The sequence below is a fragment of the Candidatus Aenigmatarchaeota archaeon genome, assembly GCA_016932615.1.
Taxonomy (GTDB): Archaea; Aenigmatarchaeota; Aenigmatarchaeia; order QMZS01; family QMZS01; genus JAFGCN01.
This window is the reverse complement of the sequence record JAFGCN010000018.1, coordinates 40754-63398: the sequence shown is the minus strand read 5'-3', so window position 1 is coordinate 63398 and position 22645 is coordinate 40754. Positions and strand designations below refer to the sequence as shown.

The following is a 22645-nucleotide window of genomic DNA, read 5'->3' as shown; positions in this document are numbered from 1 at the left end:
GCTTCACCTTGATATAATTTGCATCACATTGCTATATTTCTTAGCAGACCCGTGTTCGCTTGAGACTCTTTTCGTAATAGGCAGAGGGCACTTGCAATAAGCTGAAATCTGCCTTTAAGCACCAGGAGGTACTTAATGGAAGTGCAAGCAATATTGTGTCCCAGAGGAAGATTCGCGGCGGAGTTTTGATGTGCGCGGGCTATCTGCTTTCTCCACTGTCCTGGTGGAATGACCTTCTCATAAACATACCTCTGGCCTACCTTTTTGCCATGCCTTTTACTTTCCTTTCCAGGGACTTGTTTCTTCCGGCAATGGTTCTGGGTTACTGGCTTACGAATGTGCTTGGCTTTGTCCTGATGCACTGGGGCTTTTCAGAACTGAGAGAAAAAGAAAACCGGCGGGAAATGTCAAAAGATCTTGCAATATCCCTGGTTTACACCCTTCTTGTGGTCATATTAATTCTTGCGGGGTGGATTCAGCCGCCGGAATTCTAGTCCGGGGCATGGATCAGATTCTTTAAGCGGCTCCGGAGAATGGCCTTCTTTTTCTTGCTTTTTCTTATTTTATGGTCCGCACCAAAGAACTGCTTCCTGTATTTGTAGGGAGGTTCCAGCCGCTTCATCTGGGGCATATGGAGGTAATAAAGCAGCTTTCCGCGGGCGGAGAGTTTGCAATTGCTATTGGCTCAATGCAGGAGTCAGGCACTTACGAAAACCCACTGGATTTTTGGCAGCGGAAAAAAATGCTTGAAATTGCGCTTGAAGAGCAGGGGATAATAGACTTCCGCATATTTGGCATTCCCGACTATAATGACGATACGCAATGGTCGGAAAAGCTCATTTCCCTTGCAGGCACCAGGAACATTATCGTTCACACCCGAAACAGCTGGACGAAGCGCTGCCTTGATGGCGCGGGAATAAGGGTCATAAAAAACCCGCTTTACTTTGGGCTTTCGGCAACCCAAGTGCGCTCAAAAATTGCCAGGGGGCTTAAGTGGAAGCATATGGTCTCGAAAGCCACTGCAAGATTTGTAGAAAGCATCGGCGGAATTTCAAGAATCCGCAATCTTTCTGCCTCTCCCGAAAAAAAGATAGTTTCTTTTATCCGGGGCGCAGTTTCGGACTCTGGGGCGAAGGGCTGCATTGTTGGAGTGAGTGGCGGAGTGGACTCTGCGGTAACAGCCCTCTTAGCAAAAAAGGCACTTGGAGACAAAGCTTTTTTTGTCTATATTCCTTTTGGTGAAAAGCCCTGCCCTAGCATAAAGCTTCTTTCGGAAATGCTCGAGATAAAAACTCTTTCGCTGGAGGGGGTTTATGAAACTTTCATTAAGGCCCTTCCAAATGGGAATCCCGTTTCAAGAGGAAACCTCCAGTCGCGCCTTCGGATGTGCGCACTGTATTATTTTGCAAACCAGGGAGGGCTTTTGGTCATGGGGACTACGAACCGCTCGGAGATGGAGCTGGGATACTTTACAAAATATGGCGACGGCGGGGCCGACATTGAGCCGATTGCTGACCTCTACAAGTCGGAACTTTTTGCTCTTGCGAGGAAGATTGGCGTGCCTGAAGAAATTATCCAGAGCACTCCTTCTGCAGGGCTTTGGGAAGGGCAGACTGACGAGGGCGAGATAGGGCTAAGCTATTTTGGCATAGACACTGTCCTTAAGATGCTTTCCCTGGGATTTAGCGCAAAAGAAATTTCCCGCCTGACAGCCGTACCCTTAGAAAAGGTAGAATCGATAATCCTGCGAAAAAGATCAAACCTGCATAAGCTTTCATTGCCTCCGGTTTGCAGGCGAGGGACCCGGTAATGATTTTTATTCAATCTCTTATTTTTTAGATTGGCGTTTCTTTTTCTTTATTGCGGTTTCCTTTTTGCTATCCGGCTTCATCTCACAAAAGGACTTGTACAGGAAATAGCCCACTACCAGGAAGGTTATGCTTGGAGAAACCCAGTAAGGTATGTGGTAGCCGAAGCTATCGAGAATCATGATTGTCCCAAGGCAGAGTATCGAATACATTGCCCCATTTTTGAGGTATTTGAACTTTTTGATATTTTCTACGTTTTTTATTGTCATTTCCCTTACGACGAAAGCGCCAAGCCCGTTTCCGATTAGTATTAGAGGAACCGAGAGAGTAAAGGCAAAAGCTCCGATAACGCCGTCTATGGAAAAGGTGGCATCTATTACCTCAAGATACAGTATCTTGCTTATGTCTGAGGCATTGCCGTGCATGAGCTTCTTCTCGCTTGCCTCGGCGTTTTGCTTGAAGCCGTGGGTTATGAAAAATGCGGTTGACCCCGCGACGGCTCCGAGTGCCATTAAGGAGTTAATCTGTATGGCTTCCCATACAAGAACCAGCAGCAGGAGTGAAACTATCGCGTAAAACCAGACACCTTGCTCGCCTATATACTTTTCGCCCTTGAGTCCGTAATGCTTTGGCTCCAAAAAAAGCCAGTGGAAGAAAAGGAAAACCAGGAAGGTTCCACCTGCAATGAGAAGTATTGGCGCGGTGCTTTCTATTGTTTCAATTACCTTGGGGTCGCTGCTAAGCGTGCTCATAAAAGCGCCTACAGGCCCAAGTGAGGGGTTTGTGGCCCAGACAATCAGCCAGGGAAGAACGCCTCTTATGATGAATACCGCGAAAAGAAGTCCCCATATAAGAAACCATCTTCGGTATTTTGCTTTCATTGTCGAAAGCACATCTGCATTTATTATCGCATTGTCTATGCTGCTGATTGTTTCGAAGATACACAAACCAATTACCGTTATAATGAGTGGAAGGAGGTCCATTTAAAAATTTAGAAAAATAGCTTAAAGATAATTTTTTCGGTCTTGATAGGAATTATATCATTTCGTAAAGCTTTGGGCTTAATCTTTTAACTGCTTCATGCCACCTTTTTGAAGTGTTTTCTATTTCCTCCTCATATTTTTCCCTTGAGAAAACATAGTTTGTAAAAAATGCCAGCGGGCTTGGGCCAATATAATCCAGGATTTCTTCATATCGGCAAGCAGGAACTTCACCTAAATAAGCGCTGATTGCGGATTCAGGAAATCCATAAAGCCGCTCAAGTTCACGTTCGTCGCCATTTTCTTTTGCTTTTGCGAATCTTGAAAGAGTACTTTCATCCCTGGCCAGGGCGATATCCACGAATTCAACAGGCCCGTACTGCCCCCTTTTCCAGGAACGCATGTCTCCCACTTTGTAAAATAATCCCAGTTTTTCCAGTATTGAAGCCACTTCTTCAATTTGCCCCTCATCCAGGGGGCATGCTTTTCCAATAGGGCTAGAGTCTTCTGTTTTGTAAATCATGACTTCCGTCGCTGGCTTTTCCTGGCAGTAGACTAATAAAGTATCAATTCTGTCAGACAGGGTGAGTGGAGCATTTTCGATAAGGGCGATATATGCTTTATCGGGTGATTCCGGGTTTGAATTTTCTTGTAACATAATGGTGGTAATTTAGATTAATATTTTTAGAGTATTGGATTAAGGACACCTTTAGCGCTAAACTTTTCGTTCAATCAAATAATTTGCAAAGCTCCTCAGCTTTTCCTTTGCAGGGCTTTCTTCCAGAATTTTGTCTGCATCTTTCCAGGCATTAGTTACAATTAATTTTGCAACTCCTTTTGCATGCTCCAGACCCCCGTATTTTTTGATTATGCCTATTGCTTCTTTTCTTTCCTTTAGGTCATCGGTGTGCTTGTTTAATATTTCCAAAAGCCGTGCCCTGTCTTTTTTGTCTGCTTTTTCAAGTGCGTGTATTACCATCAGCGTTCTTTTTCCTTCCTTTATGTCGTTTCCAAACGGCTTTCCAAACTCCAATCTCTCTTTTTCGTCCAGGGCTATGTCAAGCACATCATCCTGAACCTGGAATGCGACTCCGATGGCTTCGGCAAATGCGCCTAGCTTTTCAATCTTTTCGCTGTTGCATCCCGAAAGGGCTGCCGCAAGCTTTGCAGACATTCTTGACAGGCACCCGGTCTTGTAGGCGCACATCTGGAGGTATTCGGCTTCCTTTATGCTTTCTGCCTGTCCCCTGTGCCAATAAATGTCAGTGCCCTGCCCCAGGCTTATATTAATCATTTCCTGCACGTAAACCTCGTAAGCTTTGACCACCCGGTCTTTTTTGAACTCACTCTTTCGCCTCATCAGGACGATAAGTGGGAAATAATACATGAAGTTTCCTGCGTTTATCGCAATATCTTCACCGAATTTTTTGTGAGTGCATGGAAGTCCCCGCCTGAGCTCGCCCATGTCCTCGATATCATCAATCATAAGCGTTCCATTATGGACGATCTCCGGTATTATGGCAAAGTCTTTCAGCCGTTTTGTGTCTCCACCGACCGCTTCGGCAACGAGCAGGAATAACGCAGGCCTCCATCTTTTTCCGCCCCTCTCAAGAAGGTCCCATAAAGGGTCTAAAAGCGACTTCTGTGCAGATTCGATGCTGTACTCGTACCGGGGCTTTCCAAAAACCATTTCCAGCCATTTCCTGCTCACTTTTTTTGGGAGGTACTTCTCTATGGTTTTGTCGACTTCCGGCTTTGTTTCTTCCAGAAAGCCGATAATGTCCTCTTTTTTTGGTTTCCCGGCTTGCGATTTTTTAATTTCCGCCATAATTCAATATTCAGATAGTAAATACTATTAAATTATCGTCAATTATCTACACTCGTCTGGAGATATTGGCAGGTCTTCTTTGTAGTCCGAAGAATGATTGAGCGTTTAGTGCCCAGCACTTCATGAAAGATATTCTCGAAAAATAAACTATTATAAAGTACCATCAATATTTACCTACTAAAGACATATTCTTTAGCATTCCCCAAACGCTGTTTAAATGCCTTTAAATATACCTTTAGAGTTATTTTATGGTAGAAATCCTTGTAGTACAATCAAAAATCAAGGACATAGCCAGAAAAATGGACGTCAACATGTCCGGCGACTTTGCCGAAGTGCTTTCAAAGAAAGTTGAGGGAATGATCAAGGAAGCAGGCAACAGGGCAAAGGCAAACGGCAGGAAAACACTTAGAGGCTACGACTTGTAATACCAGGAATTTTAGTTTGTTTTTTTGTTTACTTTTAGAAAACCTTAAGGGGGCTATGCGGGTGCTATTTTCTAGACTGCCTCTGGAATGCACATACCTATTGGCTGTAAGAATATATTATGAAACTGACAAGCCCTGCGTTCAAGGACGATTCCATGATTCCGGACATTTACACGTGCGATGGGCTTGACGTAAGCCCGCCTCTTGAGATAGAGGGAGTGCCGGGAAAAGCAGAGTCGCTTGTTGTAATTGTGGATGACCCAGATGCGCCTTCCGGCTCCTGGACACACTGGCTGGTTTGGAATATCTCTCCAGCCACCAAAAGGATCGAGGAAGGGGAGATTCCGATTGGAGCGGTACTGGGCATGAATGATTTTGGGCGGCTTGAGTATGGAGGGCCCGCCCCGCCTTCGGGCGCACACAGGTATTTCTTTCGGCTTTATGCCCTGGATAAGGCAGTGGGGCTTAGGGAAGGCGCAAGAAAGCAGGACCTTTTAAGGTCCATGTCTGGCCATGTGCTTGCAGAGGCAGTGCTGATGGGTAAATACAGGCGTTTTAGGGCTTTTTAAAGGGATACTAAAGACATAATCTTGAATTATTCAATGGAACAGAGAAGAACCGGTTTCAACCGGGGTGGGTCTGGAAAAAGTTTCGGTCCCAGGGAAATGCACAAGGCGACTTGCACGGAATGCGGAGAGGAATGCGAAGTTCCTTTCAAGCCAACCGAGGGCAAACCAGTCTTATGCAGAGCGTGCTACGCGAAAAAGAAGAGATTTTAATCGAAAGGATTCTTTAGTAGAGTAGGAAATTCATACATTTTGGTATTTTTGGCGATTTTGGAAAAGTGGGCTTTAGCCCTAAAATAACTCTCCATCACAAGTTTCCTCTTTTTTGAGCTTCGAGGCGGCTTTGCAGATGAGGTAGGAGATTATGGCGATAATTGACAGGACAATCAGCAGGAAAACGCCCGTGAAGTTGAAAAATGCCTCGTAGCCGGGCTTTCCAAAAAATTCCCGTTTTATCCGGGGCAGCGTAAAGACCGTCCTTGCCATCTCGTCGGGCGTGAATGACTCTTCCTTGCCTATGGCCAGAATGTATTTTCCCTGGTTGTCCCTGTTGAAAACGCGTATATAATATGTCCCCGAAGGAACCACCTTCTCTGAGTCAGGGCCCCTGAGGTAGTAGTCTCCCGCGAATTCCTCGTAATAGGGTGTCCAGTTCCGGGCAGGCCCGTTTAGAATCAGGATAATCCTGCTTTTATTGGATACTTCCGCTATGAAGTCTGTTCTGGAGCCGCTGATGTTGGGGGAAAGAAGCCCTGCATAGAGCTTAAAGCTCACTGGGCTGTATATACGGTAATACTCCGGGCTTCCGTTAAGCTGCCCGTAGTAAGCTTTTGATATTTCCGGCTGGCTGACAATTACGGGGTTTTCAAAAGAGGCCTCCCTATCAAACACAATTCTTGGCTGGTGGCATAAGGCCAGGGGCATGGCAAGAACCAGCAGGGCAATCAGGAGAGGGGAGTTTATCTTCATAGTCATTTTCTTTATAGTAATTAGGAAGGCAAGGTATATATTTGCTATAGGCCTTTTTGGGCTTTTGTTTAGAAAAGCGGCCCTTGGAGAAGCAGTATGCAGCCAGGGCAGGATTGGCTGGCCGTAGAGGGAGTGTGCTAGAATAATAAGAGTAAAGTTGTATCTTTAAGGTAGTAATAAAAGTATTTATACCTGTAAGAGTATTATTATGTCCGTCGAAACAAAATACGGGTTTATTTCAGATGCGCACACTATGGAAGAGAAAGTGCCAAAAGCGATAGATATGCTCAAAAAGGAGGGAATCAACTACCTAGTCCTTAATGGTGACCTTAGCGACAGCGGAATGACACCTGAGGAGAGCCAGAACTACCTTGCTTCGGTTCTGGAGGCGGCAGGAAAAAGTAAAATCCCAACCTATGTTCTTCCCGGAAACCACGAAACTACAGTTATTTATGGCTCTGCAATGAAGGAGGCACTAAAGAAATACTCGAACATTCACGACGCCTTGCTTGAGCCAAAACTTACAGAAAAAGACCACGAGATAGTTTTCCTTCCCGGGGCGGATGTCGGGAGCGGAAGCGGTTATTATCTGGTAGACAGGCCCGGAGCTGGCTCAGGATATGTTCCCATTATGGCAAAGCTTGCTGAAGCGGGCGATGAAGAGTCCCCCCGAGAAGAAGGAAATAAGAAAGAAACCAAGAAAAAAGGCAAAGCTGGTGAGAAGGAGGGGGAAGGCGAAACTGCCGAAAAAGTTGTGATGGTTGACCTTATGCATGTATCAAACATGGATGATTTGAGGCGGCTTGTGACCGACCCAAGCAAAACAATAGTAGTGTCGCATATACCTCCAAAATTCACGGCTTCTACTTCTGTTGACTATGCCGCTTACGGAAAGGCCGAAAAAAGTTTTGAGGTCTGGGCGGTGCAGTACAAGGACATGGCCATCGAGTATGTTGCAATCGACTCCGCTGAAGGCGCCAGCAAGACAGCCGAAAAACTTAAGAAAGCCGGAGCTGAAGCGGTTCAGCCGATGTATGCAATAGAAAAGGGGTCGGTCTGTTCGAAAGAAATGGCTGCTGAACTGAAATCCCTTGGCGCCCCGATGTCAATCGATTATGGAAACGTCGGAAGCGAGGCGCTGGCAAAAATCTACAAGGAGCTTGGAATAAAAAAAGCGGTTAACGGCCACATACACGAAAGTGCAGGGCATGCAAACGACCTGTACGAAAAGCCCGTGCCCGAGAACACCTTTGTAGACAGCTTGTTCTATAACGCGGGGGCTATCGTCGAAGGGCAGGCAGGAATTCTTAAGGTAAGTGGCGACAAGGTTGCTTACAAGAATGTAAGGGTTTAGGGAACGTCACTCTTTAGTCGGAATTGGTATCCGGATAGTTCTATATCCTTCAGGAAAATCCCAATACCTCATCCAACCCTGAATGGAGGCATTGTTCTGCAGACCGCTTTCCCTTGTTATCGGAATAAATCCTGCAAATTGCAATTCTTTGGTTTCGTTTTTTATGAAGTGTAAGTCTCCAAACCTTTGGCCGCAATTTGCATATCCCACCGTATAGTAAATGCGAGGTTCTACTGATAACCCCAAAGTCAGATTTAATCCATAACGGCCTAGATAAACGCCTAAATCCCAACCCTTGCGAATTCCTTCAGAGCGATCATTTGGAACCATTTCCGCCAGGGAAATTAGATTGTGATTTATTTTTCCAACACCTGTAACAGAAAATAGGGGCAAACATGCTTCAGCAAAAAGATCCTCCTTTGGCCGAGGTTCTTTTCCGGTTGCTTCGCCAGGGAGTAAGCCCACAACAGTCATATTGCCAAGAGGAGTTTCCCCTAAAGAAACTGAAGCTTCCCCCCTTAATGAGTAAGGTTTTCCTTCAACATAGGTTGGTCCGGATAATTGCCCAAAGTTCAGGTTCTGTGTAAAGTATGCAGACTCATAACCCCTAAGAGTTTCCTCAATAACTCTGCCAAGATTAATCAGATCTACCCCGTATCTTTCCATAAGTAGTGTAAATATTGAATATTCTTAGTTTTTCCAAACATAAGCCTTTGAAGCCCATGATTTTATGGGCCGGGTCAAGGGCGGGCTTTTCAGGGGAGTTGGTGAAGCTGTGATGGGAGTTATTACTCTGCTTATTATTGAAGGCATAGCGGCATACTTTCTTCCGGCAGAATATATTTTGCTTTTCAAGGCGCTTTTGATAGTTGGTCTAGTTGTCCTCCTGGCCGGGATGAAGTACTGGAGTACAAGTTATAGTCTGGGCTGGCTTTTGGGAGTTTTTGCAGTTGCCTCTTACACGGGCCTATTCAGCTTTTGGGATGTTATGGTTTACTTGGCAATTCCGGTAATAGTTTTGGCGAAAAGGGCGATGAAATAGAGTAAGGCTATATTTCAATCAACTCATACTGGGAAGTACCTAGGCCAATATTTTCAGCATATTCAAAGATGTCCTCCCCGCCAAAGACCTTTCTGCCTTCCATTTTGTTTAGCAGGTCCCAGCACGCCTTGTCAATGGCAACCGGGTCAGTGGAAGCGAAAACTCCAATATCTTTGGCGACGATGTCCTGCTTGCACCCCCAGCAGTCGCAGTCCTTTGCGATTCTCAGGAGGAAGCTTATATAGATATTTTTCTTTCCCTGATGGGCGGCATAGGCGTACTCCGCCAACTTTTCATGAAAGGTTTTTGGCATGGTTGAAAGCCAGTTTATATCCATTGCGCCATTTGGGCAGACGCTAATGCACCGGGCGCATCCAAGGCATTTCTTTGTGTTTACCCTGGGAACAAGCCCCAGCTCAATAGCGTCTCCAGGGCAGTTCTTTACACAAAGGCCGCACTTTTTGCATTTGAGGGGATTTAGCGTTGGGTGTGAATTGGCGTGTTGGTCAAGCTTTCCGCTTCTTGCGCTGCAACCCATGCCGAGCTGCTTTATGGCTCCGCCAAAACCTGAAAAGGAATGGCCCTTGAAGTGGGACAGGACTATTAACTGCCTGCTTTCAGCAATAGCTTTTCCGATTTTGCACTTTTTGAAGCGGCGCTTATTTATCTCTACTTCAGAAACTTCCTCGCCATTCTCTCCATCAGCAATAACAATTGGAAGGGCAGTAAAGCCGTGTTCCAGAGCGGTTTGCACATGCTTCTCTTTGGTGTTTCTTGAGCCGACATACAAGGCATTTGTCTCGATAAAGCAGGAGTCTATTTTCTTTTCCTTCAGGAAATCTAAAAGCCCTTTGAAGTTTTTTGGCTCGATGAAGGTGACATTTCCTTTTTCGCCAAAGTGGACTTTCACAGGAATGCTCTTTTCAAGAGGGATTTTTTCTTCTGAAATAACCCTCTCTAGCAGCCCCCTGGCAGCTTTGCTAACCTCACAGGTCTTTTCATAGGAATCGACCGGTCTGAAATACACTCTTGCCATAAAGGTACATCTATCAAATATGCTTTACCACTTCCTCAGGTAATTGCACTCCGGGTCGACTTCAATGAAGTGCGTTGCAAGTTCCTGCCGGAAAGACAGGCACTGATTTTCAGCCCTTGCGTCAGCTGCGATTCTTGGCACATGAGCTACATCGCAAACCCAGGATTTGTTTTGCGGCATCGGGTCAAGAAGGCATGGCCCGTTTGAGAGGTCCTTATCCAGAAGTTTTGCGTTTTTGCATTCCTGCACGCAGGCATCCACAAGGGTTTCAAGGTACAACTCTTCTGGAGTCTTTTCCGGCCCTTGGGTCTGGTTTTCTACCGGGGGCTTTTCAGTGCAACCGCTAAATGCGATAAGGCAGACAAGCAGGAGGACCGAAATGATTACCAATCCTTTTTCCATAAACTACTCTTTTGATATAGTATTGCTTTTTGCAAGGATTGGGTATAGCGTCCAGGCATGTGAGATAATGAAATGAAAAATAAAATTTGTAATTTGAATTTACTTGACGAGGCTTCTTCCAGCATAAGGAAGTGGGCGGTTCATCTCTTTTGCCTCTCTTTCTATCCTGAGCAGCTCGTTGTAGATTTCCACCCTTTCGCCCCTGCTTGAGCCGTGCTTTATGAACTGCCCGACGGCAACCGAGAGGTATGCGTCTATGAAATCTCCCGGCGCCCTTTTGCTCCTGTGGGAAATCATGTGGAGGAGCCGGTTTTCAAGACCGAACCTGATGGTGTCCAGTGTTCCAGTTACGGTTCCGTTCTGGTTTATCTTGACGAGAACCGCATTGGTGGATTTCTGCTCGACTCCTTTTTTTACTCTCTCAAGCTGTGTGACATACAGGTCGTCGCCGACAATCATCATTCCATCAAGGGCCTTTGTAACTTCTGCAAATCCCCTGAAATCATTCTGGTCAAGAGGGTCTTCTATGGACATTACCTTTATTGGGGAATTTGAAATCAGGCCTTTGTAGAACTCTACCATTTCCTCAACGTTTCTTTGCTTGTCGCCAGCAACCGGTGTGTACAGCCCGTCCTTGAAGAACTCGCTTGCCGCGCAGTCAAGAGCCAGCCGGAAATCTTTGGTCTCATAGCCCGACATTTCTATTGCTTCTTTTACCTTGCCAATAGACCAGTCCAGGTGCTGTGCCGGGGAGAACCCACCTTCTTTTCCGACCAGTGCTTCTCCCGTGGCATTTCTCAGGTTCTTGAAGACCTGCATTACCATGCAGTAGCCCTCCTCGAAGCTTTCTGCAGAGGCGGGAACGAGCATCAACTCCTGTATGGGGTTGTATGGCTTTCCCGATGGGTCGAGAGCGCCGTGAAGCCCGCCGTTTATTATGTTGAAGCAGGGCACAGGCATTCTCATTCTTGTTCCAAGCTCCTCTGCAAGGTACTCCGGGACGCTAACTCCTTTCGAGTGCGCCGCCATTTTTGCCCAGGCAGAGCTCAGCGCGACCGATGCGTTTCCGCCAAAACTTTGCATCTGGTGGCCTCCAAGCTGCACAAGGTACTCGTCAAGCGTTTTCAGGTCTGAAGGGTCGAAGAGCATCAGCTTTGGCACAATCTCCCGTATGTTTTTGACCGCTTCGTCAACCGGGGCTGCAACCGCTTCGTAGTCTCCGTCTGAAGTTCCCTGAGGCGCCGAACCAAAAAATGTTCCATCATCCGTCTCAATCCATACGCCCACAGTTTTATTCAGTTCAGAATCCGCTATCCAATCTGCCTTAATTGATTTTATCTGCATTTTGCGTCATGACTATTTGTCGAGAAAACTATTTAGGCAATACCTAGAAGAGGTTAGTAAACTGAATCTGCCTGACGGCTCAGTGAATCCAGCTTGATGGATTGCTCGACCCATTCGATTATTTCTTCAGCATAGTCTTTTAAGAGGCCCCATTTTCTGGAGGATACGGGGGAATAAGCCAAGCTGTGCTTGTCCTTTGTGTATAGCTTTGCCTGTTCAAGCAGGCCCTCAAGTTGGGCGAGGTTTCTTAGCGTTTCTTCTCCGTACTTTCCGCTTCTTACCTCCTTTTCATAAGATTTCAGCGTGCCTGCAAGGGTGTCTAAGGTGTACTCTTTTGTTGCGCTTTTGTCTTTACCTTCAGATACGACAAGCGTTGTTCCTGAAGTCCTTATTTCACGTACAATCATGCTTTCACCTGAATTAATTAGTGCATTTTGGTATTTAAGATACTTAATTTCTGTCGTGAATCTGGTCAGGACATAATGAGTACTTCACTTCTCAGTGTTGCATTTAAGCCAACCCTCAAAAAAATGCTTGTCTTTTGGGTGGGTCAGAAGGGACGCAACCTTTCCCTTTTCAACCCACTTTGCCTCAGGATTAAGTGGGTCAATAGGCTTGAGCGTTTCCTGGCTTGTCCTGAACTGAAACATGTGGATGTTTTTTGTTTCATGTTCGTCATCACCCTGGCCGCCTTTTCCAATCTTGAACCTAGAGTAAGAGCCAAGGTCACTTACAAGCCCAAGTTCGCTCACTCCAGACTCCTCGTAAATCTCGCGCCTTGCTGCAGTGAGCGCATCTTCTCCGGGGTCGATGTGGCCTTTGGGAAGCGACCAGGAATTTCCGTTTTGGTTTACCACAAGTATTTTTTCGCCGGGCCCCACTACTATTCCGCCCGCGCTGTAGGTTGTTTTCATAACTAGTCCTGCTTTCTTTTTTTGCCGCCCGTAAAAATGGCTTTATAATAGCTGGTGTGCCAGAGCGTGTGGAAGACAGAAACGACAGTCATGACGATTCCGCTTTCATAGTGCCAGAATGAAAGATTGAAGGGGACGCTTATGCCAAGACCGAGGTCGAGGTTCATTGCAATTATCATTCCAGTGAGGCCGCAAACAACAAAGCTTAGAAGAAGAATTATATTCCATACTTTCCTGTGGGTCACCATAGCCAGAGTGCCTTTTTTAGTAAGGAAGTAGGTCAAGGCATAAAGAGCGCAGAGAATAAGCGTCAAGGATATGAGATAATACTCCGTTCCTCTGGTACGGGTTTGGGTCTGTTTTCCTGACACATTACCTGTTAAGGTATCAACTACGCCAGACTGCTTCTCTCCGATAAGGTCTTCTTCAGGACTCTCAGAGAGGTCGCATATTCCGTTATTGTTTTCGTCGACAAACATTCCACACTTTCCTTCGCAGTTTACCTCTCCAAAGGGGCACTCCACTGCATAGCAAACTCCAAACATAAGCAATATCCCAAAAAGCAAAATGAGTTTTTTCATAATAGAGATGTACGGAAGATATACTCCTGCCTGCTGGCTCTTTGCAAATTCTTACAATCCGATGCTGCCAGAGTTATGCACGGCCTGAAAAGCAGATAGATGCCTTATGCAATTACTGTGGCAACAAGAAGGATTACTCCGATGAGCACCAAAAGGGGCTTCATAACTGTTAGCATTATTTATATATTTATTTTAGCATTGGCTCAAGCTCTTCCAGCATATCTATTATTTGTGCGGGCTTATATTCTTCAAGCTGGCTTTTGCTGTAAAAGCCCGTTGTTATCGAAACAGGAATTACTCCCGCTTCCTTTGATGCGACTATGTCCTTTGGGTGGTCTCCAACATATATTGCTTCTTCCGGCTTTACTTCAAGTTTCGTAAGAGCTTCCCTGATTAGTTCCGGCTTTTTTATCCCTTTTTCTCCACCGAAAACGATTTCAAACGTCAGCCCTTTGTTTTTCTCTGTGCCCAGAACTTTGCGTATCCGCTTAGCCCCACACCCTGAGATTATGCCCAAGAGTATCCCTCTTTCTGAAAGGCGCTTTAGATATTCCCTTTCCCTTATCTCGCATTCCTTGTAGGTTTTTGTTATGCAAGCTTCCCATTTTTTCTCAAGTTCTTCAATCCTAATGGGATTTCCATTTAGTTCTGCCAATCTTGTCAGGAAACCCTTCAGGGTATTTCCCCACTTTTCATCAGTTGTCAGTTTTTTTCCTGAAAGTCCGTGAGCTTTTTCGAATTCGAGAAGCGCACATTCAAGTGCCTGCTCTGAATCGACAAGTGTCAGGTCAAAGTCGAAAAGCACCGCCTTTATCATTATTTTAGAATTGCTTAATCTTTTAGGGCTATTTTTAAGAATCTACTACTAAGTTTATGCAGGAGTAGCCAAGTCTGGTCTCATCCCTTCTTTCTTTGAAAAGAAAGAAGGTCTGACAACCCCAAAGAAACAAAAATTTGGGTTATAGTATACCAGAAAAAGGCGCTGGACTCAAGGTCATCCCTTCTTGCAAGAAGGTCTGACAACCCCAAGAAGCAAATTCGCTTCGCAGAAACGATGGCGATTGAGACATCCAGTCTTTTAGTAAGTTCGGCGGTTCGAAGTAATCTCCGTTCTTTAACCAGAACGGGGATAATGTGGCACCTGGGAAGAACGAAAAGTTTTTTCTTTGGGGTGACCCACAGACCTTTCTTTTTAAAGAAAGGGATAGGCGAAAATCCGCCCTCCTGCATCATTTTTTGAGGTTTGGCAGTTACTATGCGCATTGTGACGATAAAATAATAAAACAATAAATACCAGAATTGCCTTATAAAAAAAGGTGAACTAAAATGGCAAGAAATAATGGCGGAAGTCCTACTATTGCAGGGCTTGTGGTTGGCGGCCTGGCTGCGCTTGGCGCTGCTTACCTTATAGGGCCAGAGATTGTGGATGGCGTTGCCGGAGCAGACCCTCTTGGATACTGGCAGGCCCTGGAGGCCGCTGCTGCAGGCATACTTGGCTACAAGGTTGGCGAGTATGTTGCCGGAGGCGACAGTCGCCCTCCTTCTTACGCGATGGCTTACCCCGGCGTTGAGTCAGCAAAGGCCACAGCATAATTGTTTTATTTTGGCTTGTTTTTGGTTTTTTTAGTGTCTTTGGCGCCATGCGCTTTTTTGGCTTTAAAGGGTATTTGGTGGGCTAGAGGAGCATATGTTCCAAAAAAACATTACTTTTGTAATGCTTTTGAACTACAAAGGCACTATAGTGTAACTCCACAGGCGAAAACTATTTATTTAAAATATACTATTAAATTTAGGTGACAAAAATGACAAAAATAGGATACATCGGAGCAACCTTGGGTGCTTTGGCAGGTCTTTACGCAGTCGCATCACTTATTGACCCTGCAACCGCAGTAGAGGCTGCAAAAACCGTCGCAGAGGGAGCAACAACCGCTGCAACAACCACAGAGGCAGTCGACCCTCTTAGCTTCATGAACGCCCTGTACGCAGGTGCAGCCACCCTTATCGGTGGTACCGTCGGAAGCTACGCGGAGAACGCCGTGTCTGGTCCAAAGGCATACTCAGCTTACCCAGCAGCGGCTAAGGCATAAGGTCTTTTCTTTTTGCTTTATTTTTGCTTATTTCATCCATTCAGCGGGAGCTATCTTCCATTACAATTGAACTACTTCTGTAGTGAGGGCTACATTTATATCAAATATACATTGATCGAAAGCAGAATATGGGAAAAATATCTAACCACATAAACTATCTGCCTACGGCCTTGCTTGCCTTGGTCGGTGCCGGTGTTGTGGCGTACCTTTCGGATGGTGTCACTGCTTCGGACGCCCTATACACAGCTTTGGGCGTGGGTGCAGGAGCGCATGTCGGCGCATACCTTGGAGGAGATAACAAGTACCCAGAGCCGTACCAAAGCAGGCCTGCTTCTTCCAAGGAGTAATTTTTTGTTTTTGCCTCTTTTTTATATAGTTATTGCTGAGATTATCTATTATGGCGCAGGAAAAAAAGAGGATGCCTCAGACAATGGCAGGGCTTATAAACTACAGCGATGAGGTTGAAGAAGGGATTAACCTGAAGCCGGAAGTCGTTCTGGCTCTTGGTTTTGGAATCTGCCTTATTTTGGTTCTTTCGAGGATAATCTTCTAGGGTTTTTGGCTATTTATATTAAAATAAGCCGCTCTATTGCCACTTTTCTACCCCTTTCCTTTCCAAGTGCCCTTAGATTCTCTTCTACGAATATTGCAATTTTCTCTTCTGACGGGTAGTCTTCTGGAGTTTCAAGCACTATCGGAACACCATTTGAAACCTGCTTTTCCATTTCCTTTGGCAAAACCAGCTTTTTTATTCCAAGCCGTTCGATAACCTCTTCCATAGGTATTAGGTGCTTTTCCGGGGCTTTTTCCAGTTCCTCGAAAGTTACTGCTTCATCAATCCCGAATTTTCCGGCTGCGATTCTCCGAAGGTATTTCATGTGCGCGCCCGTCCCAAGCTTTTCGCCCATGTCATGGAAGAGCTTCCTGACGTAAGTCCCGTGCTGGCAGTGGATTATTATTGTTGCGTCCTGCCCCTCAATTCTGTCAATTTTCATGCAGTGGATTGTCCTTTGCCTCTCAACTCTTTTTACTCTTGAAAGCCGGGGCGGAAGTTGCGTTATGTCTCCGGTAAACTCGTAAATTATCTCGTGTAGTTTATCTGTATCAAATTCGGAGTGCATATGCATTATGCCTGTGTAGGTCTTGTCAGCTTTTTCGAAAAAGGGAACGAGCTTTCTTGCCTCGCCAACCAAGACCAGCAGGACCCCAGTGACTTTCGGGTCAAGTGTCCCGGTGTGGCCGCACCGTTTTTCCCCAAATATTTTCCCGACTCTCTCGACGCAGTCAAAGCTTGTGGGGCCTGAGGGTTTATCGAGAATAATGAGGCCTGATACCATAAAATATCTTCAAATTAGAAGCCAAAAATTTCGACATTTGCTCCCTTCCGGAGTTTAGCTTAAATACCCCGACAGATAAAGCCGCATATGGGCGCTGAGGTTGTGGATGTTGGGAGGGATTTAGCGAGTAGGCGAGATTTCAGGCAGGTGGGAGAGGAAAGGGTGGGCAGGAATTGGGTGCGGCTGATGGAACTGACAAGGTGGAATGAGAAAGAGAGAAAAGACAAGGCGTATTCGGCCTGGAAAGTGAAGTACGACTAGCTGAAGATTCTTGGGCTTAGTTTTTGACACCCAAGATGGTTTGAAATTCATTGATTAATTCTTTTTCTGAGTTTGCTACTGCCTTTTCTGCGTTTTTGATATCCTCGAGAATGTTCTTTAAGCTTGTAAAGTCCATGTTCTTTCCATCTTTGCATTTTGCCTCGGTGTGTGTTTTGGTTCGCATTATTTCAAAGTGTAGTGCTTCCAAAAGCTCTGGAGTCTTGCCGCCGAAATAAAGATTGCCTTTTTTATTCAAACAATCCAAAAATGTTCTATGTGCTATCCTGAAATTTTCTTCGATTTCCTTCAATTCTTTTCCAGAAATATTACTTTCCTTAGCCCATTTCACACCTTCAGCATAATTCTTATAATCAACAAGTTTTTCAAATAGTTCCTCTATAGCATCTGCTCTCTTTTCGTGCAGTTTTGAATACCGTATCGTTTCTTGCTTCAGTTTCTCTTTATAAGCTTCCAAGTCTTTATCCAAGTATAATTTAATCAATGACTTAATCAACAAAGCTATGATTCCAGAAGCTACAAAAAAGTAGAGCGTATTCTGCAGCAAAGCAATCAAATCCATAATCTAATTAGCCGCTATTTAAGGAGTCTTCCTTAAAACCTCGTAATAGGTCACATCTCCCTCCTCGTCAACAACTGCCCAGAGCATCTTTGCCCGGATGTTGTGCGCCAGCCGGACGGCTCTGGAAAGCTCTGGAAATGAGCAGGTGTAGTTCTCGGGGACTGCATGGACAATCCACTTTGTGTGCTCCTTTACTGACTTTGGCCCTCTCTTCAGCTTGACTCCCCTGCCGTAAACCCTGAAATGGGTGCCGAACTTGAAGCCAGTCCTGACAAGAAGGCCTCTTCCCCTAAGCTCCTCGTAAACCTTGAACTTCCAGGGAAACTCTTTGTCGGCATTGCAGGCAATCTGGTAGAATTCTTCAGAGCTTACCTCCGTGCCATCTTTTGAAACCCGAAGCTTGTTTCGCCTCATCAGCAAAAGGGCTTCCTCAAAGGAAAGCTCATTTTTTTCCTCGTCTACCTTTCCAAAGCAGCCAAGGTCATAAATCTCCTCGGCGTCCTGCTTTCCCCAGATGTGGACTTTGTTTTCAAAGAATTTTCCGGAATAGACTTTTTTTGGGGCTTTTGAAAACGGCTCTTCCTGGAATACTTTTGGCTTTGCCTCGTCGTAATCTCCTTCCCCGTAATCTTCGTCTGTTTCTTCCTCACCGGAATCATCATCCCGTTCTTCAGCAAATTCTTCGTCAATGGTGGCTTCTTCCTGAGCTTTGGCCTTTTTTGTCTTTGCCCCGGTTTCTTTCTTTTTGCTCACGCCCTTTGGCTTTTTGGCGCTTTTCAAAACCTCTGCAGTTTCTTCCTCTTCGGAAAAACTTGCACTTTCCTCAAAGTCGACAGCCTTTGCTCTTTTCTTTGTTCCGGACTGTTTTTTTGCGCTCATAATCTCATATTGTCTACAATATTGTTTATCTTGCAGTCCTTGCAGAATTCCTCGGACTTGAAGTCTATGTCCCTGGCTGAAGCGGACTTGTGCATTATGCACCTGGGATTAGGGCAGTCACCAATCCCATTCATCTTTCCTATGCAGTAGATTGTTTCTTTCAGGAGACGGCTTGTTGTCCGGTCATTGTTCGGCCTTTCCTGATAAAATTCCGGCCTTAGCCGATGGGTAGAAAGGACTACAGGCCCGTTTGGCTGGACCGACATAAATACGAAATTAAGCTTGTTTGAGTATAGGTCCTTGTCTGTTATGGCGATGACCTTTCCTGAAAGCCCCTTCAGGGCGTCGACAATCACGTCTACAAGGCACTGCTTTCTGTAGAGGTTCTCTGCCGTTTTAGGGCTGTGTGTCCTTGCATAAAGCCGTACAATGCACCCTTTCTCCTTGAGAGAGCGCTTAAGCTCCTCGACGGTCGTTTGGTCTACATTATCAAGGGGAATCAAGTCGATTTCAGGTCTCATAATTTCCCTTGCAGATATATTAAAGCTAGGTTTCTTCTGACCTATCTATTAGGGGCAATAAGGCACCGAATGGTAATTATATCCTGCGGTAAGAGAATTATGGGCAAAAAGGTGTTTTTTGCGGTTTCTTTTGTCTTTCTTATGGCGGTTGGCGCTATATTCTTGATTGGGCACTTTGCGGGGCAGGTGTCACAAACCGCCTGCCAGGGCCGCCAGGATGATCTATTTGCGCTTCTGGGCGAGGAAAATCACTGCCAGAGCGATTCTGACTGTAGCGTTGCTTCATTTGGCTGCCCCTTTGGCTGCCACACCCTGGTTAGTCTTGATGCAAACATTACCCGCTTGGAAGAGTCTGTTCTTGAATATCGGGAGGAATGCGCGGAGTGCAGCTATCAGTGCGGAACCGGGCCGAAGGAGACTGAGATTAAGTGCCGTCAGAACAAGTGCGTCTGGATTCCGGCGGTTCCGAGCCCGAACGAAACAATTGAATAGTTACAGTACTTGGCAGGGCTTAAAAGATAATGCGGGGGGTGAGACTTTCGTAAACCAATTCGGCAAGTTTTATCCGCGAAGCGGTGAAACTGCCTCTTTTTGGTCCTGGAGCTTTTTCTTGCGAGAAAAAGCTTCATTCGAACTCACGTAGGGACTATTGTGGAATCTTATTTCTTTTTGGATTAAAGCTTTTTCTTTTCCAAAGAAAAAGATTTACCCACAAGGTTTCTCAGCCAAGCTCCTGGGCATTGCACCTGCAGGTGCCGGTAAGACACCTAAGCCTTGCACCTTTTTCTGGTATCCCGTTCTTTGGGGTTGTAAGACCTTTCTTTTAAGAAAGGGATGAGACCAGACTTGGCGACCCCCGCATAACTTAAGCTCAATTTTGTTTAAAAATAAGCCATTTGCTATTTATGGGGGAAGCATACATTACTGATAAGTTGCGACATGGGCTTGACTTGTGGAGGAGTACCTCTCTCTATGGGGCAGGAACGCCCAGAAATGAGCTGCCGGGGAAATTGGCTCCCGAATTCCAAAGTTTCATGACCTGGATGAAGATCAGCAGTGGGATCTTAAGTTCACTAGATATGCCCTCCCGGTAGGGCTTGCATCATTTGGAGTCCTCTGCGCTGTTGAGGCCGCGATGGACCAAACGGCAACATTTTGGGATATCGTCAATTATGGATGCGAGCACAGCGGATTTTATGGGGGAATTTCCGCAACACTTGGGATCGTAACCGGGCTGGACAAGACCTGGAAATAGGCAGAATTCCCAGATTATCGACTATTGCCGTTCTAAGAAAAGTATTTAAGCCCTGAATGGTAAACCAATTATCTGGTGAAGATTATGTTTGAGCATATAAGGCGGCTTTTTGAGCTTGTCAGGCCACTCCCAAAAAACCCGGTATATCAATTGGGCAGGGGGCTTACAAGAATTACTATGGGTACTATTTTAGCCCTTTCCGGAGTTTCGGTTTTTGCCTTTCCCCTGTTTTTTGGCCTAACAGATACCACTGTTGGAGGGTGCAGGTGCGCTTCCAACTGGCTTAATGGACTGACGTCAGTAGCTTTTTTCGGAAGACGCCTATTCTAATCCTTGAACTCTCCGTGTTCTTGACATGAGGGTGGTTCACTTTAATTGTTATAACTGGTGTGGTTGCTTGTGTTATTGGAGTTGGGATGCCCCCGGGTTCTGCCCGATTGTGTATTTTATTTTTTATCCAAGTAGTTTATTATGTCAGGATACGGTGCTGGATGCTGATGATACCTGCTCCAACAGAAGCGTTTGATACATATAATGGTTATGATCCTCCCCCTTCCCTGAAAAAAAGGCGCCCCCCTGGGAAATATGATTACCTAAAAGGCAAAGGGTGGATATATCGCCCGGGTCGGTATGAAGTACAGGTTACTGTCCCTTCCAATGAATCGGGGCATAATCCAGGGTTGGTTGAAAGGGCTTTTTACTATGCTTTTGGTGAGTCCGACTACCGTGGGGATGACCCCGCAATGAGGCATATTCTTGGCTCAGACCCGGCAAGCAAGCTGGAGGGGGCTTTTTTGAGTGGAGGTAATCTTTTGTATCGGGGCGATATGGGAAAGGAGATATATCTTAAATACCGCGATGTTTTGCTTAGGTTTGATGTAGTTGGAAGAAGCAGGACCCCTGAGGGTAGGTTTAAGCTTGACTTAAGGTATTCTGGTGGTGAGATAAGGCAGCCAGAGTTTGGACAGGAAGTCTTTACGGGAGCTATGGAAGAGGAAGAGAGGGCGAAGCGAGGTCTTTCTCTGATAGGTCGTCCCATCAAAGCAAGTGTTGTTCTGGAAAGAACTGGCATAAGACCACCTCCTGCAAAAAGAGTACTACCTTTAGGTTTTAGGATATAGAGGTTTGGATTATGTGGGCTGGCACTAAAATAACTCTATTTCTCTATTTTCATCAACACAATACACCTATTTTAATTTTTATCTAGGTAGTTTATGGCTAATGTTTATTCGCTAAAGGGCGAGAAAGTAGGGACAGTAAAGCTTGGAGAGGTGTTCAAAACTCCTCTTAGGGCAGACCTTATAAGAAAAGTAGTAGTTTCACAGCAGTCAAACAAGAGGAAACGTTATGGAGCTGACCCTTTGGCAGGAAAGAGGACTTCTGCCCACTACCACGGCTCTTCCCATGTTTACGGGAGGGCAAAGATGGCGAAAAGGGAGATGGCAAGAATGTCGAGAATCCACGGCGAAGGCCCGCTCCTGTTTGTCGCAAGATTTGTGCCTCAGGCAGTAAAGGGCAGGGAATGCCACCCGCCTGTAGCTGAGAAGGACTGGAGCAAGGACCTGAACAAGAAAGAGAAAAAGCTTGCCATCATGTCCGCGATTGCAGCTTCCGCCAATAAGGATATTGTTCTTAAAAGGGGCCACAAGGTTGAAGCCCTTAAGGAAATTCCTCTTGTGCTTGTCGATGATTTTGAGCAGATTGACAAAACCAAGGATGCTTATGGCGCTCTGGTTTCCCTGGGCTTGGTTGAGGAGCTTGAGAGGTCAAAGGAAAAAAAGGTCCGGCAGGGAATCGGAACAATGAGGGGAAGGCGGTACAAGAAGAAAAAAGGCCCTTTGGTGATTGTCTCAAAGAAATGCGAGCTTCAGAAAGCTGCAAGAAACATTGCGGGGCTTGATATTTCAACCGTTGACCAGCTTAACGCCGAGCTTTTGGCTCCAGGAGCGCATGCGGGCCGGCTGACCGTGTGGACAAAGTCCGCAATAGAGCAGGTCGGCAAGTGGAAGTAATTTGAATGGGATTTTTTTGATTGCAGTCTGTGCAGGGCGGCTATTAAGTATATCGATTTAGCAAATATTATGGGCGCTTTGGTAAAAAGAGCGGCTTGCAGGAAAAAACCTGCTAAAAACTCGGAAAAGTTTGTCGAGGTCGATTCTGAAAAATTTGTGCGCCTTGCCCAGGAAAAATATGACGGGCAGGTAACAATTCTTCTCAGGTTCATCGAGGAGGCGGAACGTGAGGGCAACAGGGAAAAGCTTCAGATTTCAAAGTCGATTGCGGAGTCCTGGATAAAATATTTTGAGGCGCTGAAAAGCGGAGCGAAGGATATGGCGGGAAAAGATAGGGAAGGCATAAGTGTTGTAAACAGCTTTATTGACGAGCAGGTTCATTTTTTCAGAATACTTTCAGGTGAGATAGACAAAAAGCTTCATGATCTCAGTACAGGACGATTCAGGGCAGTTCTGGAATAAGC

33 protein-coding genes are annotated in these 22645 nt (G+C 45.7%); 17 read left to right on the top strand and 16 right to left on the bottom strand.

Going from position 1 to position 22645, the window contains the following annotated elements:
* Positions 1–155: 155 nt before the first annotated feature.
* Positions 156–494, top strand: coding sequence for a hypothetical protein (locus JW727_04990; protein ID MBN2095379.1), 339 nt, complete (start codon positions 156–158; stop codon positions 492–494).
* 71 nt (positions 495–565) lie between these two features.
* Positions 566–1810, top strand: coding sequence for an NAD(+) synthase (gene nadE / locus JW727_04985; GenBank protein MBN2095378.1), 1245 nt, complete (start codon positions 566–568; stop codon positions 1808–1810).
* Positions 1811–1828: 18 nt separating this feature from the next.
* Here nadE and JW727_04980 read toward each other — a convergent pair whose 3' ends face one another.
* From JW727_04980 to JW727_04970, 3 genes are read right to left on the bottom strand one after another with little or no spacing between them, the layout of a single operon-like run.
* Positions 1829–2791, bottom strand: a complete 963-nt coding sequence (locus JW727_04980) for a DUF475 domain-containing protein (protein ID MBN2095377.1) — start codon at positions 2789–2791, stop codon at positions 1829–1831.
* A 52-nt stretch (positions 2792–2843) separates the two neighbouring features.
* Complete coding sequence (locus tag JW727_04975) at positions 2844–3446, bottom strand: hypothetical protein (protein MBN2095376.1); 603 nt, start codon at positions 3444–3446, stop codon at positions 2844–2846.
* A gap of 57 nt (positions 3447–3503) precedes the next feature.
* Complete coding sequence (locus JW727_04970) at positions 3504–4616, bottom strand: polyprenyl synthetase family protein (GenBank protein MBN2095375.1); 1113 nt, start codon at positions 4614–4616, stop codon at positions 3504–3506.
* Between the two features lie 248 nt (positions 4617–4864).
* Between JW727_04970 and JW727_04965 the strand changes: the two genes are divergently transcribed.
* The 3 genes from JW727_04965 (at position 4865) to JW727_04955 (ending at position 5820) form a co-directional block, all read left to right on the top strand.
* The gene (locus JW727_04965; GenBank protein MBN2095374.1) at positions 4865–5041 is read left to right on the top strand and encodes a DUF1931 domain-containing protein; all 177 of its coding nucleotides are present in this window, start codon (positions 4865–4867) and stop codon (positions 5039–5041) included.
* Positions 5042–5160: 119 nt separating this feature from the next.
* A complete protein-coding gene (locus JW727_04960) occupies positions 5161–5610 on the top strand; it encodes a YbhB/YbcL family Raf kinase inhibitor-like protein (GenBank protein MBN2095373.1) in 450 nt (149 codons plus the stop codon).
* 33 nt (positions 5611–5643) lie between these two features.
* A complete protein-coding gene (locus JW727_04955; GenBank protein MBN2095372.1) occupies positions 5644–5820 on the top strand; it encodes a DNA-directed RNA polymerase in 177 nt (58 codons plus the stop codon).
* 78 nt (positions 5821–5898) lie between these two features.
* Here JW727_04955 and JW727_04950 read toward each other — a convergent pair whose 3' ends face one another.
* Positions 5899–6582, bottom strand: coding sequence for a hypothetical protein (locus JW727_04950; protein ID MBN2095371.1), 684 nt, complete (start codon positions 6580–6582; stop codon positions 5899–5901).
* Between the two features lie 202 nt (positions 6583–6784).
* Between JW727_04950 and JW727_04945 the strand changes: the two genes are divergently transcribed.
* Positions 6785–7930 (top strand): metallophosphoesterase, encoded by a 1146-nt coding sequence (locus tag JW727_04945; GenBank protein ID MBN2095370.1) that lies wholly within the window; start codon positions 6785–6787, stop codon positions 7928–7930.
* A gap of 6 nt (positions 7931–7936) precedes the next feature.
* On the opposite strand, the gene JW727_04940 is transcribed toward JW727_04945, so the two are convergent.
* Positions 7937–8596, bottom strand: a complete 660-nt coding sequence (locus tag JW727_04940; protein MBN2095369.1) for a hypothetical protein — start codon at positions 8594–8596, stop codon at positions 7937–7939.
* Positions 8597–8660: 64 nt separating this feature from the next.
* Here JW727_04940 and JW727_04935 point away from each other — a divergent pair, with 64 nt between their 5' ends.
* The gene (locus JW727_04935; protein ID MBN2095368.1) at positions 8661–8972 is read left to right on the top strand and encodes a hypothetical protein; all 312 of its coding nucleotides are present in this window, start codon (positions 8661–8663) and stop codon (positions 8970–8972) included.
* Positions 8973–8979: 7 nt separating this feature from the next.
* Here the strand turns inward: JW727_04935 and JW727_04930 are convergent, their stop codons facing one another.
* The 7 genes from JW727_04930 to JW727_04900 all read right to left on the bottom strand — a co-directional run bounded on the left by JW727_04930 (position 8980) and on the right by JW727_04900 (position 14066).
* Positions 8980–10008, bottom strand: coding sequence for a DUF362 domain-containing protein (locus JW727_04930; protein ID MBN2095367.1), 1029 nt, complete (start codon positions 10006–10008; stop codon positions 8980–8982).
* Between the two features lie 24 nt (positions 10009–10032).
* Positions 10033–10410, bottom strand: a complete 378-nt coding sequence (locus JW727_04925; GenBank protein MBN2095366.1) for a hypothetical protein — start codon at positions 10408–10410, stop codon at positions 10033–10035.
* A gap of 99 nt (positions 10411–10509) precedes the next feature.
* Complete coding sequence (gene eno, locus JW727_04920; protein ID MBN2095365.1) at positions 10510–11754, bottom strand: phosphopyruvate hydratase; 1245 nt, start codon at positions 11752–11754, stop codon at positions 10510–10512.
* Positions 11755–11807: 53 nt separating this feature from the next.
* Positions 11808–12161, bottom strand: coding sequence for a hypothetical protein (locus tag JW727_04915; GenBank protein MBN2095364.1), 354 nt, complete (start codon positions 12159–12161; stop codon positions 11808–11810).
* A gap of 84 nt (positions 12162–12245) precedes the next feature.
* Positions 12246–12668, bottom strand: coding sequence for an NUDIX domain-containing protein (locus JW727_04910; GenBank protein MBN2095363.1), 423 nt, complete (start codon positions 12666–12668; stop codon positions 12246–12248).
* Positions 12669–12670: 2 nt separating this feature from the next.
* Positions 12671–13249 carry a hypothetical protein gene (locus JW727_04905; GenBank protein MBN2095362.1) on the bottom strand — a complete coding sequence of 193 codons (579 nt, stop codon included), beginning with the start codon at positions 13247–13249 and terminating at the stop codon, positions 12671–12673.
* 187 nt (positions 13250–13436) lie between these two features.
* Positions 13437–14066: an HAD family hydrolase gene (locus JW727_04900; protein MBN2095361.1), complete on the bottom strand. Its 630-nt coding sequence runs from the start codon at positions 14064–14066 to the stop codon at positions 13437–13439.
* A 509-nt stretch (positions 14067–14575) separates the two neighbouring features.
* Between JW727_04900 and JW727_04895 the strand changes: the two genes are divergently transcribed.
* The 4 genes from JW727_04895 to JW727_04880 all read left to right on the top strand — a co-directional run bounded on the left by JW727_04895 (position 14576) and on the right by JW727_04880 (position 15889).
* Positions 14576–14842 (top strand): hypothetical protein, encoded by a 267-nt coding sequence (locus JW727_04895; protein ID MBN2095360.1) that lies wholly within the window; start codon positions 14576–14578, stop codon positions 14840–14842.
* Positions 14843–15042: 200 nt separating this feature from the next.
* Positions 15043–15336, top strand: a complete 294-nt coding sequence (locus tag JW727_04890) for a hypothetical protein (GenBank protein ID MBN2095359.1) — start codon at positions 15043–15045, stop codon at positions 15334–15336.
* Between the two features lie 128 nt (positions 15337–15464).
* Positions 15465–15683 carry a hypothetical protein gene (locus JW727_04885; GenBank protein MBN2095358.1) on the top strand — a complete coding sequence of 73 codons (219 nt, stop codon included), beginning with the start codon at positions 15465–15467 and terminating at the stop codon, positions 15681–15683.
* Between the two features lie 50 nt (positions 15684–15733).
* The gene (locus tag JW727_04880; GenBank protein ID MBN2095357.1) at positions 15734–15889 is read left to right on the top strand and encodes a preprotein translocase subunit Sec61beta; all 156 of its coding nucleotides are present in this window, start codon (positions 15734–15736) and stop codon (positions 15887–15889) included.
* A 13-nt stretch (positions 15890–15902) separates the two neighbouring features.
* Here the strand turns inward: JW727_04880 and JW727_04875 are convergent, their stop codons facing one another.
* A complete protein-coding gene (locus tag JW727_04875; GenBank protein MBN2095356.1) occupies positions 15903–16673 on the bottom strand; it encodes a hypothetical protein in 771 nt (256 codons plus the stop codon).
* 87 nt (positions 16674–16760) lie between these two features.
* On the opposite strand from JW727_04875, the gene JW727_04870 reads away from it, so the two are divergent.
* A complete protein-coding gene (locus JW727_04870) occupies positions 16761–16934 on the top strand; it encodes a hypothetical protein (protein MBN2095355.1) in 174 nt (57 codons plus the stop codon).
* Between the two features lie 16 nt (positions 16935–16950).
* On the opposite strand, the gene JW727_04865 is transcribed toward JW727_04870, so the two are convergent.
* The 3 genes from JW727_04865 to JW727_04855 are packed head-to-tail and all read right to left on the bottom strand — an operon-like array spanning position 16951 to position 18914.
* Entirely contained in the window at positions 16951–17514 is a 564-nt protein-coding gene (locus JW727_04865) for a hypothetical protein (protein MBN2095354.1), read from the bottom strand.
* Between the two features lie 18 nt (positions 17515–17532).
* Positions 17533–18393: a tRNA-intron lyase gene (gene endA, locus JW727_04860; GenBank protein ID MBN2095353.1), complete on the bottom strand. Its 861-nt coding sequence runs from the start codon at positions 18391–18393 to the stop codon at positions 17533–17535.
* Positions 18390–18914: a hypothetical protein gene (locus JW727_04855; GenBank protein ID MBN2095352.1), complete on the bottom strand. Its 525-nt coding sequence runs from the start codon at positions 18912–18914 to the stop codon at positions 18390–18392. The genes endA and JW727_04855 overlap by 4 nt, the downstream gene beginning before the upstream one ends.
* Positions 18915–19013: 99 nt before the next feature.
* Between JW727_04855 and JW727_04850 the strand changes: the two genes are divergently transcribed.
* From JW727_04850 to JW727_04830, 5 genes are all read left to right on the top strand, one after another.
* Positions 19014–19406, top strand: a complete 393-nt coding sequence (locus JW727_04850) for a hypothetical protein (protein ID MBN2095351.1) — start codon at positions 19014–19016, stop codon at positions 19404–19406.
* Positions 19407–20253: 847 nt separating this feature from the next.
* A complete protein-coding gene (locus JW727_04845) occupies positions 20254–20499 on the top strand; it encodes a hypothetical protein (protein MBN2095350.1) in 246 nt (81 codons plus the stop codon).
* Positions 20500–20660: 161 nt separating this feature from the next.
* Positions 20661–21290: a hypothetical protein gene (locus JW727_04840; protein MBN2095349.1), complete on the top strand. Its 630-nt coding sequence runs from the start codon at positions 20661–20663 to the stop codon at positions 21288–21290.
* A gap of 93 nt (positions 21291–21383) precedes the next feature.
* The gene (locus tag JW727_04835; GenBank protein MBN2095348.1) at positions 21384–22181 is read left to right on the top strand and encodes a 50S ribosomal protein L4; all 798 of its coding nucleotides are present in this window, start codon (positions 21384–21386) and stop codon (positions 22179–22181) included.
* Positions 22182–22250: 69 nt separating this feature from the next.
* A complete protein-coding gene (locus tag JW727_04830; protein MBN2095347.1) occupies positions 22251–22643 on the top strand; it encodes a hypothetical protein in 393 nt (130 codons plus the stop codon).
* Positions 22644–22645 lie beyond the last annotated feature (2 nt).

Bases quoted from the DNA above. Each gene is read 5' to 3' on its own strand.
- nadE (MBN2095378.1), top strand. From the start codon at position 566: ATGGTCCGCACCAAAGAACTGCTTCCTGTATTTGTAGGGAGGTTCCAG.
- JW727_04980 (MBN2095377.1), bottom strand. From the start codon at position 2,791: ATGGACCTCCTTCCACTCATTATAACGGTAATTGGTTTGTGTATCTTC.
- JW727_04975 (MBN2095376.1), bottom strand. From the start codon at position 3,446: ATGTTACAAGAAAATTCAAACCCGGAATCACCCGATAAAGCATATATC.
- JW727_04970 (MBN2095375.1), bottom strand. From the start codon at position 4,616: ATGGCGGAAATTAAAAAATCGCAAGCCGGGAAACCAAAAAAAGAGGAC.
- JW727_04965 (MBN2095374.1), top strand. From the start codon at position 4,865: ATGGTAGAAATCCTTGTAGTACAATCAAAAATCAAGGACATAGCCAGA.
- JW727_04960 (MBN2095373.1), top strand. From the start codon at position 5,161: ATGAAACTGACAAGCCCTGCGTTCAAGGACGATTCCATGATTCCGGAC.
- JW727_04955 (MBN2095372.1), top strand. From the start codon at position 5,644: ATGGAACAGAGAAGAACCGGTTTCAACCGGGGTGGGTCTGGAAAAAGT.
- JW727_04950 (MBN2095371.1), bottom strand. From the start codon at position 6,582: ATGACTATGAAGATAAACTCCCCTCTCCTGATTGCCCTGCTGGTTCTT.
- JW727_04945 (MBN2095370.1), top strand. From the start codon at position 6,785: ATGTCCGTCGAAACAAAATACGGGTTTATTTCAGATGCGCACACTATG.
- JW727_04940 (MBN2095369.1), bottom strand. From the start codon at position 8,596: ATGGAAAGATACGGGGTAGATCTGATTAATCTTGGCAGAGTTATTGAG.
- JW727_04935 (MBN2095368.1), top strand. From the start codon at position 8,661: ATGGGCCGGGTCAAGGGCGGGCTTTTCAGGGGAGTTGGTGAAGCTGTG.
- JW727_04930 (MBN2095367.1), bottom strand. From the start codon at position 10,008: ATGGCAAGAGTGTATTTCAGACCGGTCGATTCCTATGAAAAGACCTGT.
- JW727_04925 (MBN2095366.1), bottom strand. From the start codon at position 10,410: ATGGAAAAAGGATTGGTAATCATTTCGGTCCTCCTGCTTGTCTGCCTT.
- eno (MBN2095365.1), bottom strand. From the start codon at position 11,754: ATGCAGATAAAATCAATTAAGGCAGATTGGATAGCGGATTCTGAACTG.
- JW727_04915 (MBN2095364.1), bottom strand. From the start codon at position 12,161: ATGATTGTACGTGAAATAAGGACTTCAGGAACAACGCTTGTCGTATCT.
- JW727_04910 (MBN2095363.1), bottom strand. From the start codon at position 12,668: ATGAAAACAACCTACAGCGCGGGCGGAATAGTAGTGGGGCCCGGCGAA.
- JW727_04905 (MBN2095362.1), bottom strand. From the start codon at position 13,249: ATGAAAAAACTCATTTTGCTTTTTGGGATATTGCTTATGTTTGGAGTT.
- JW727_04900 (MBN2095361.1), bottom strand. From the start codon at position 14,066: ATGATAAAGGCGGTGCTTTTCGACTTTGACCTGACACTTGTCGATTCA.
- JW727_04895 (MBN2095360.1), top strand. From the start codon at position 14,576: ATGGCAAGAAATAATGGCGGAAGTCCTACTATTGCAGGGCTTGTGGTT.
- JW727_04885 (MBN2095358.1), top strand. From the start codon at position 15,465: ATGGGAAAAATATCTAACCACATAAACTATCTGCCTACGGCCTTGCTT.
- JW727_04880 (MBN2095357.1), top strand. From the start codon at position 15,734: ATGGCGCAGGAAAAAAAGAGGATGCCTCAGACAATGGCAGGGCTTATA.
- JW727_04875 (MBN2095356.1), bottom strand. From the start codon at position 16,673: ATGGTATCAGGCCTCATTATTCTCGATAAACCCTCAGGCCCCACAAGC.
- JW727_04870 (MBN2095355.1), top strand. From the start codon at position 16,761: ATGGGCGCTGAGGTTGTGGATGTTGGGAGGGATTTAGCGAGTAGGCGA.
- JW727_04865 (MBN2095354.1), bottom strand. From the start codon at position 17,514: ATGGATTTGATTGCTTTGCTGCAGAATACGCTCTACTTTTTTGTAGCT.
- endA (MBN2095353.1), bottom strand. From the start codon at position 18,393: ATGAGCGCAAAAAAACAGTCCGGAACAAAGAAAAGAGCAAAGGCTGTC.
- JW727_04855 (MBN2095352.1), bottom strand. From the start codon at position 18,914: ATGAGACCTGAAATCGACTTGATTCCCCTTGATAATGTAGACCAAACG.
- JW727_04850 (MBN2095351.1), top strand. From the start codon at position 19,014: ATGGGCAAAAAGGTGTTTTTTGCGGTTTCTTTTGTCTTTCTTATGGCG.
- JW727_04845 (MBN2095350.1), top strand. From the start codon at position 20,254: ATGTTTGAGCATATAAGGCGGCTTTTTGAGCTTGTCAGGCCACTCCCA.
- JW727_04840 (MBN2095349.1), top strand. From the start codon at position 20,661: ATGCTGATGATACCTGCTCCAACAGAAGCGTTTGATACATATAATGGT.
- JW727_04835 (MBN2095348.1), top strand. From the start codon at position 21,384: ATGGCTAATGTTTATTCGCTAAAGGGCGAGAAAGTAGGGACAGTAAAG.
- JW727_04830 (MBN2095347.1), top strand. From the start codon at position 22,251: ATGGGCGCTTTGGTAAAAAGAGCGGCTTGCAGGAAAAAACCTGCTAAA.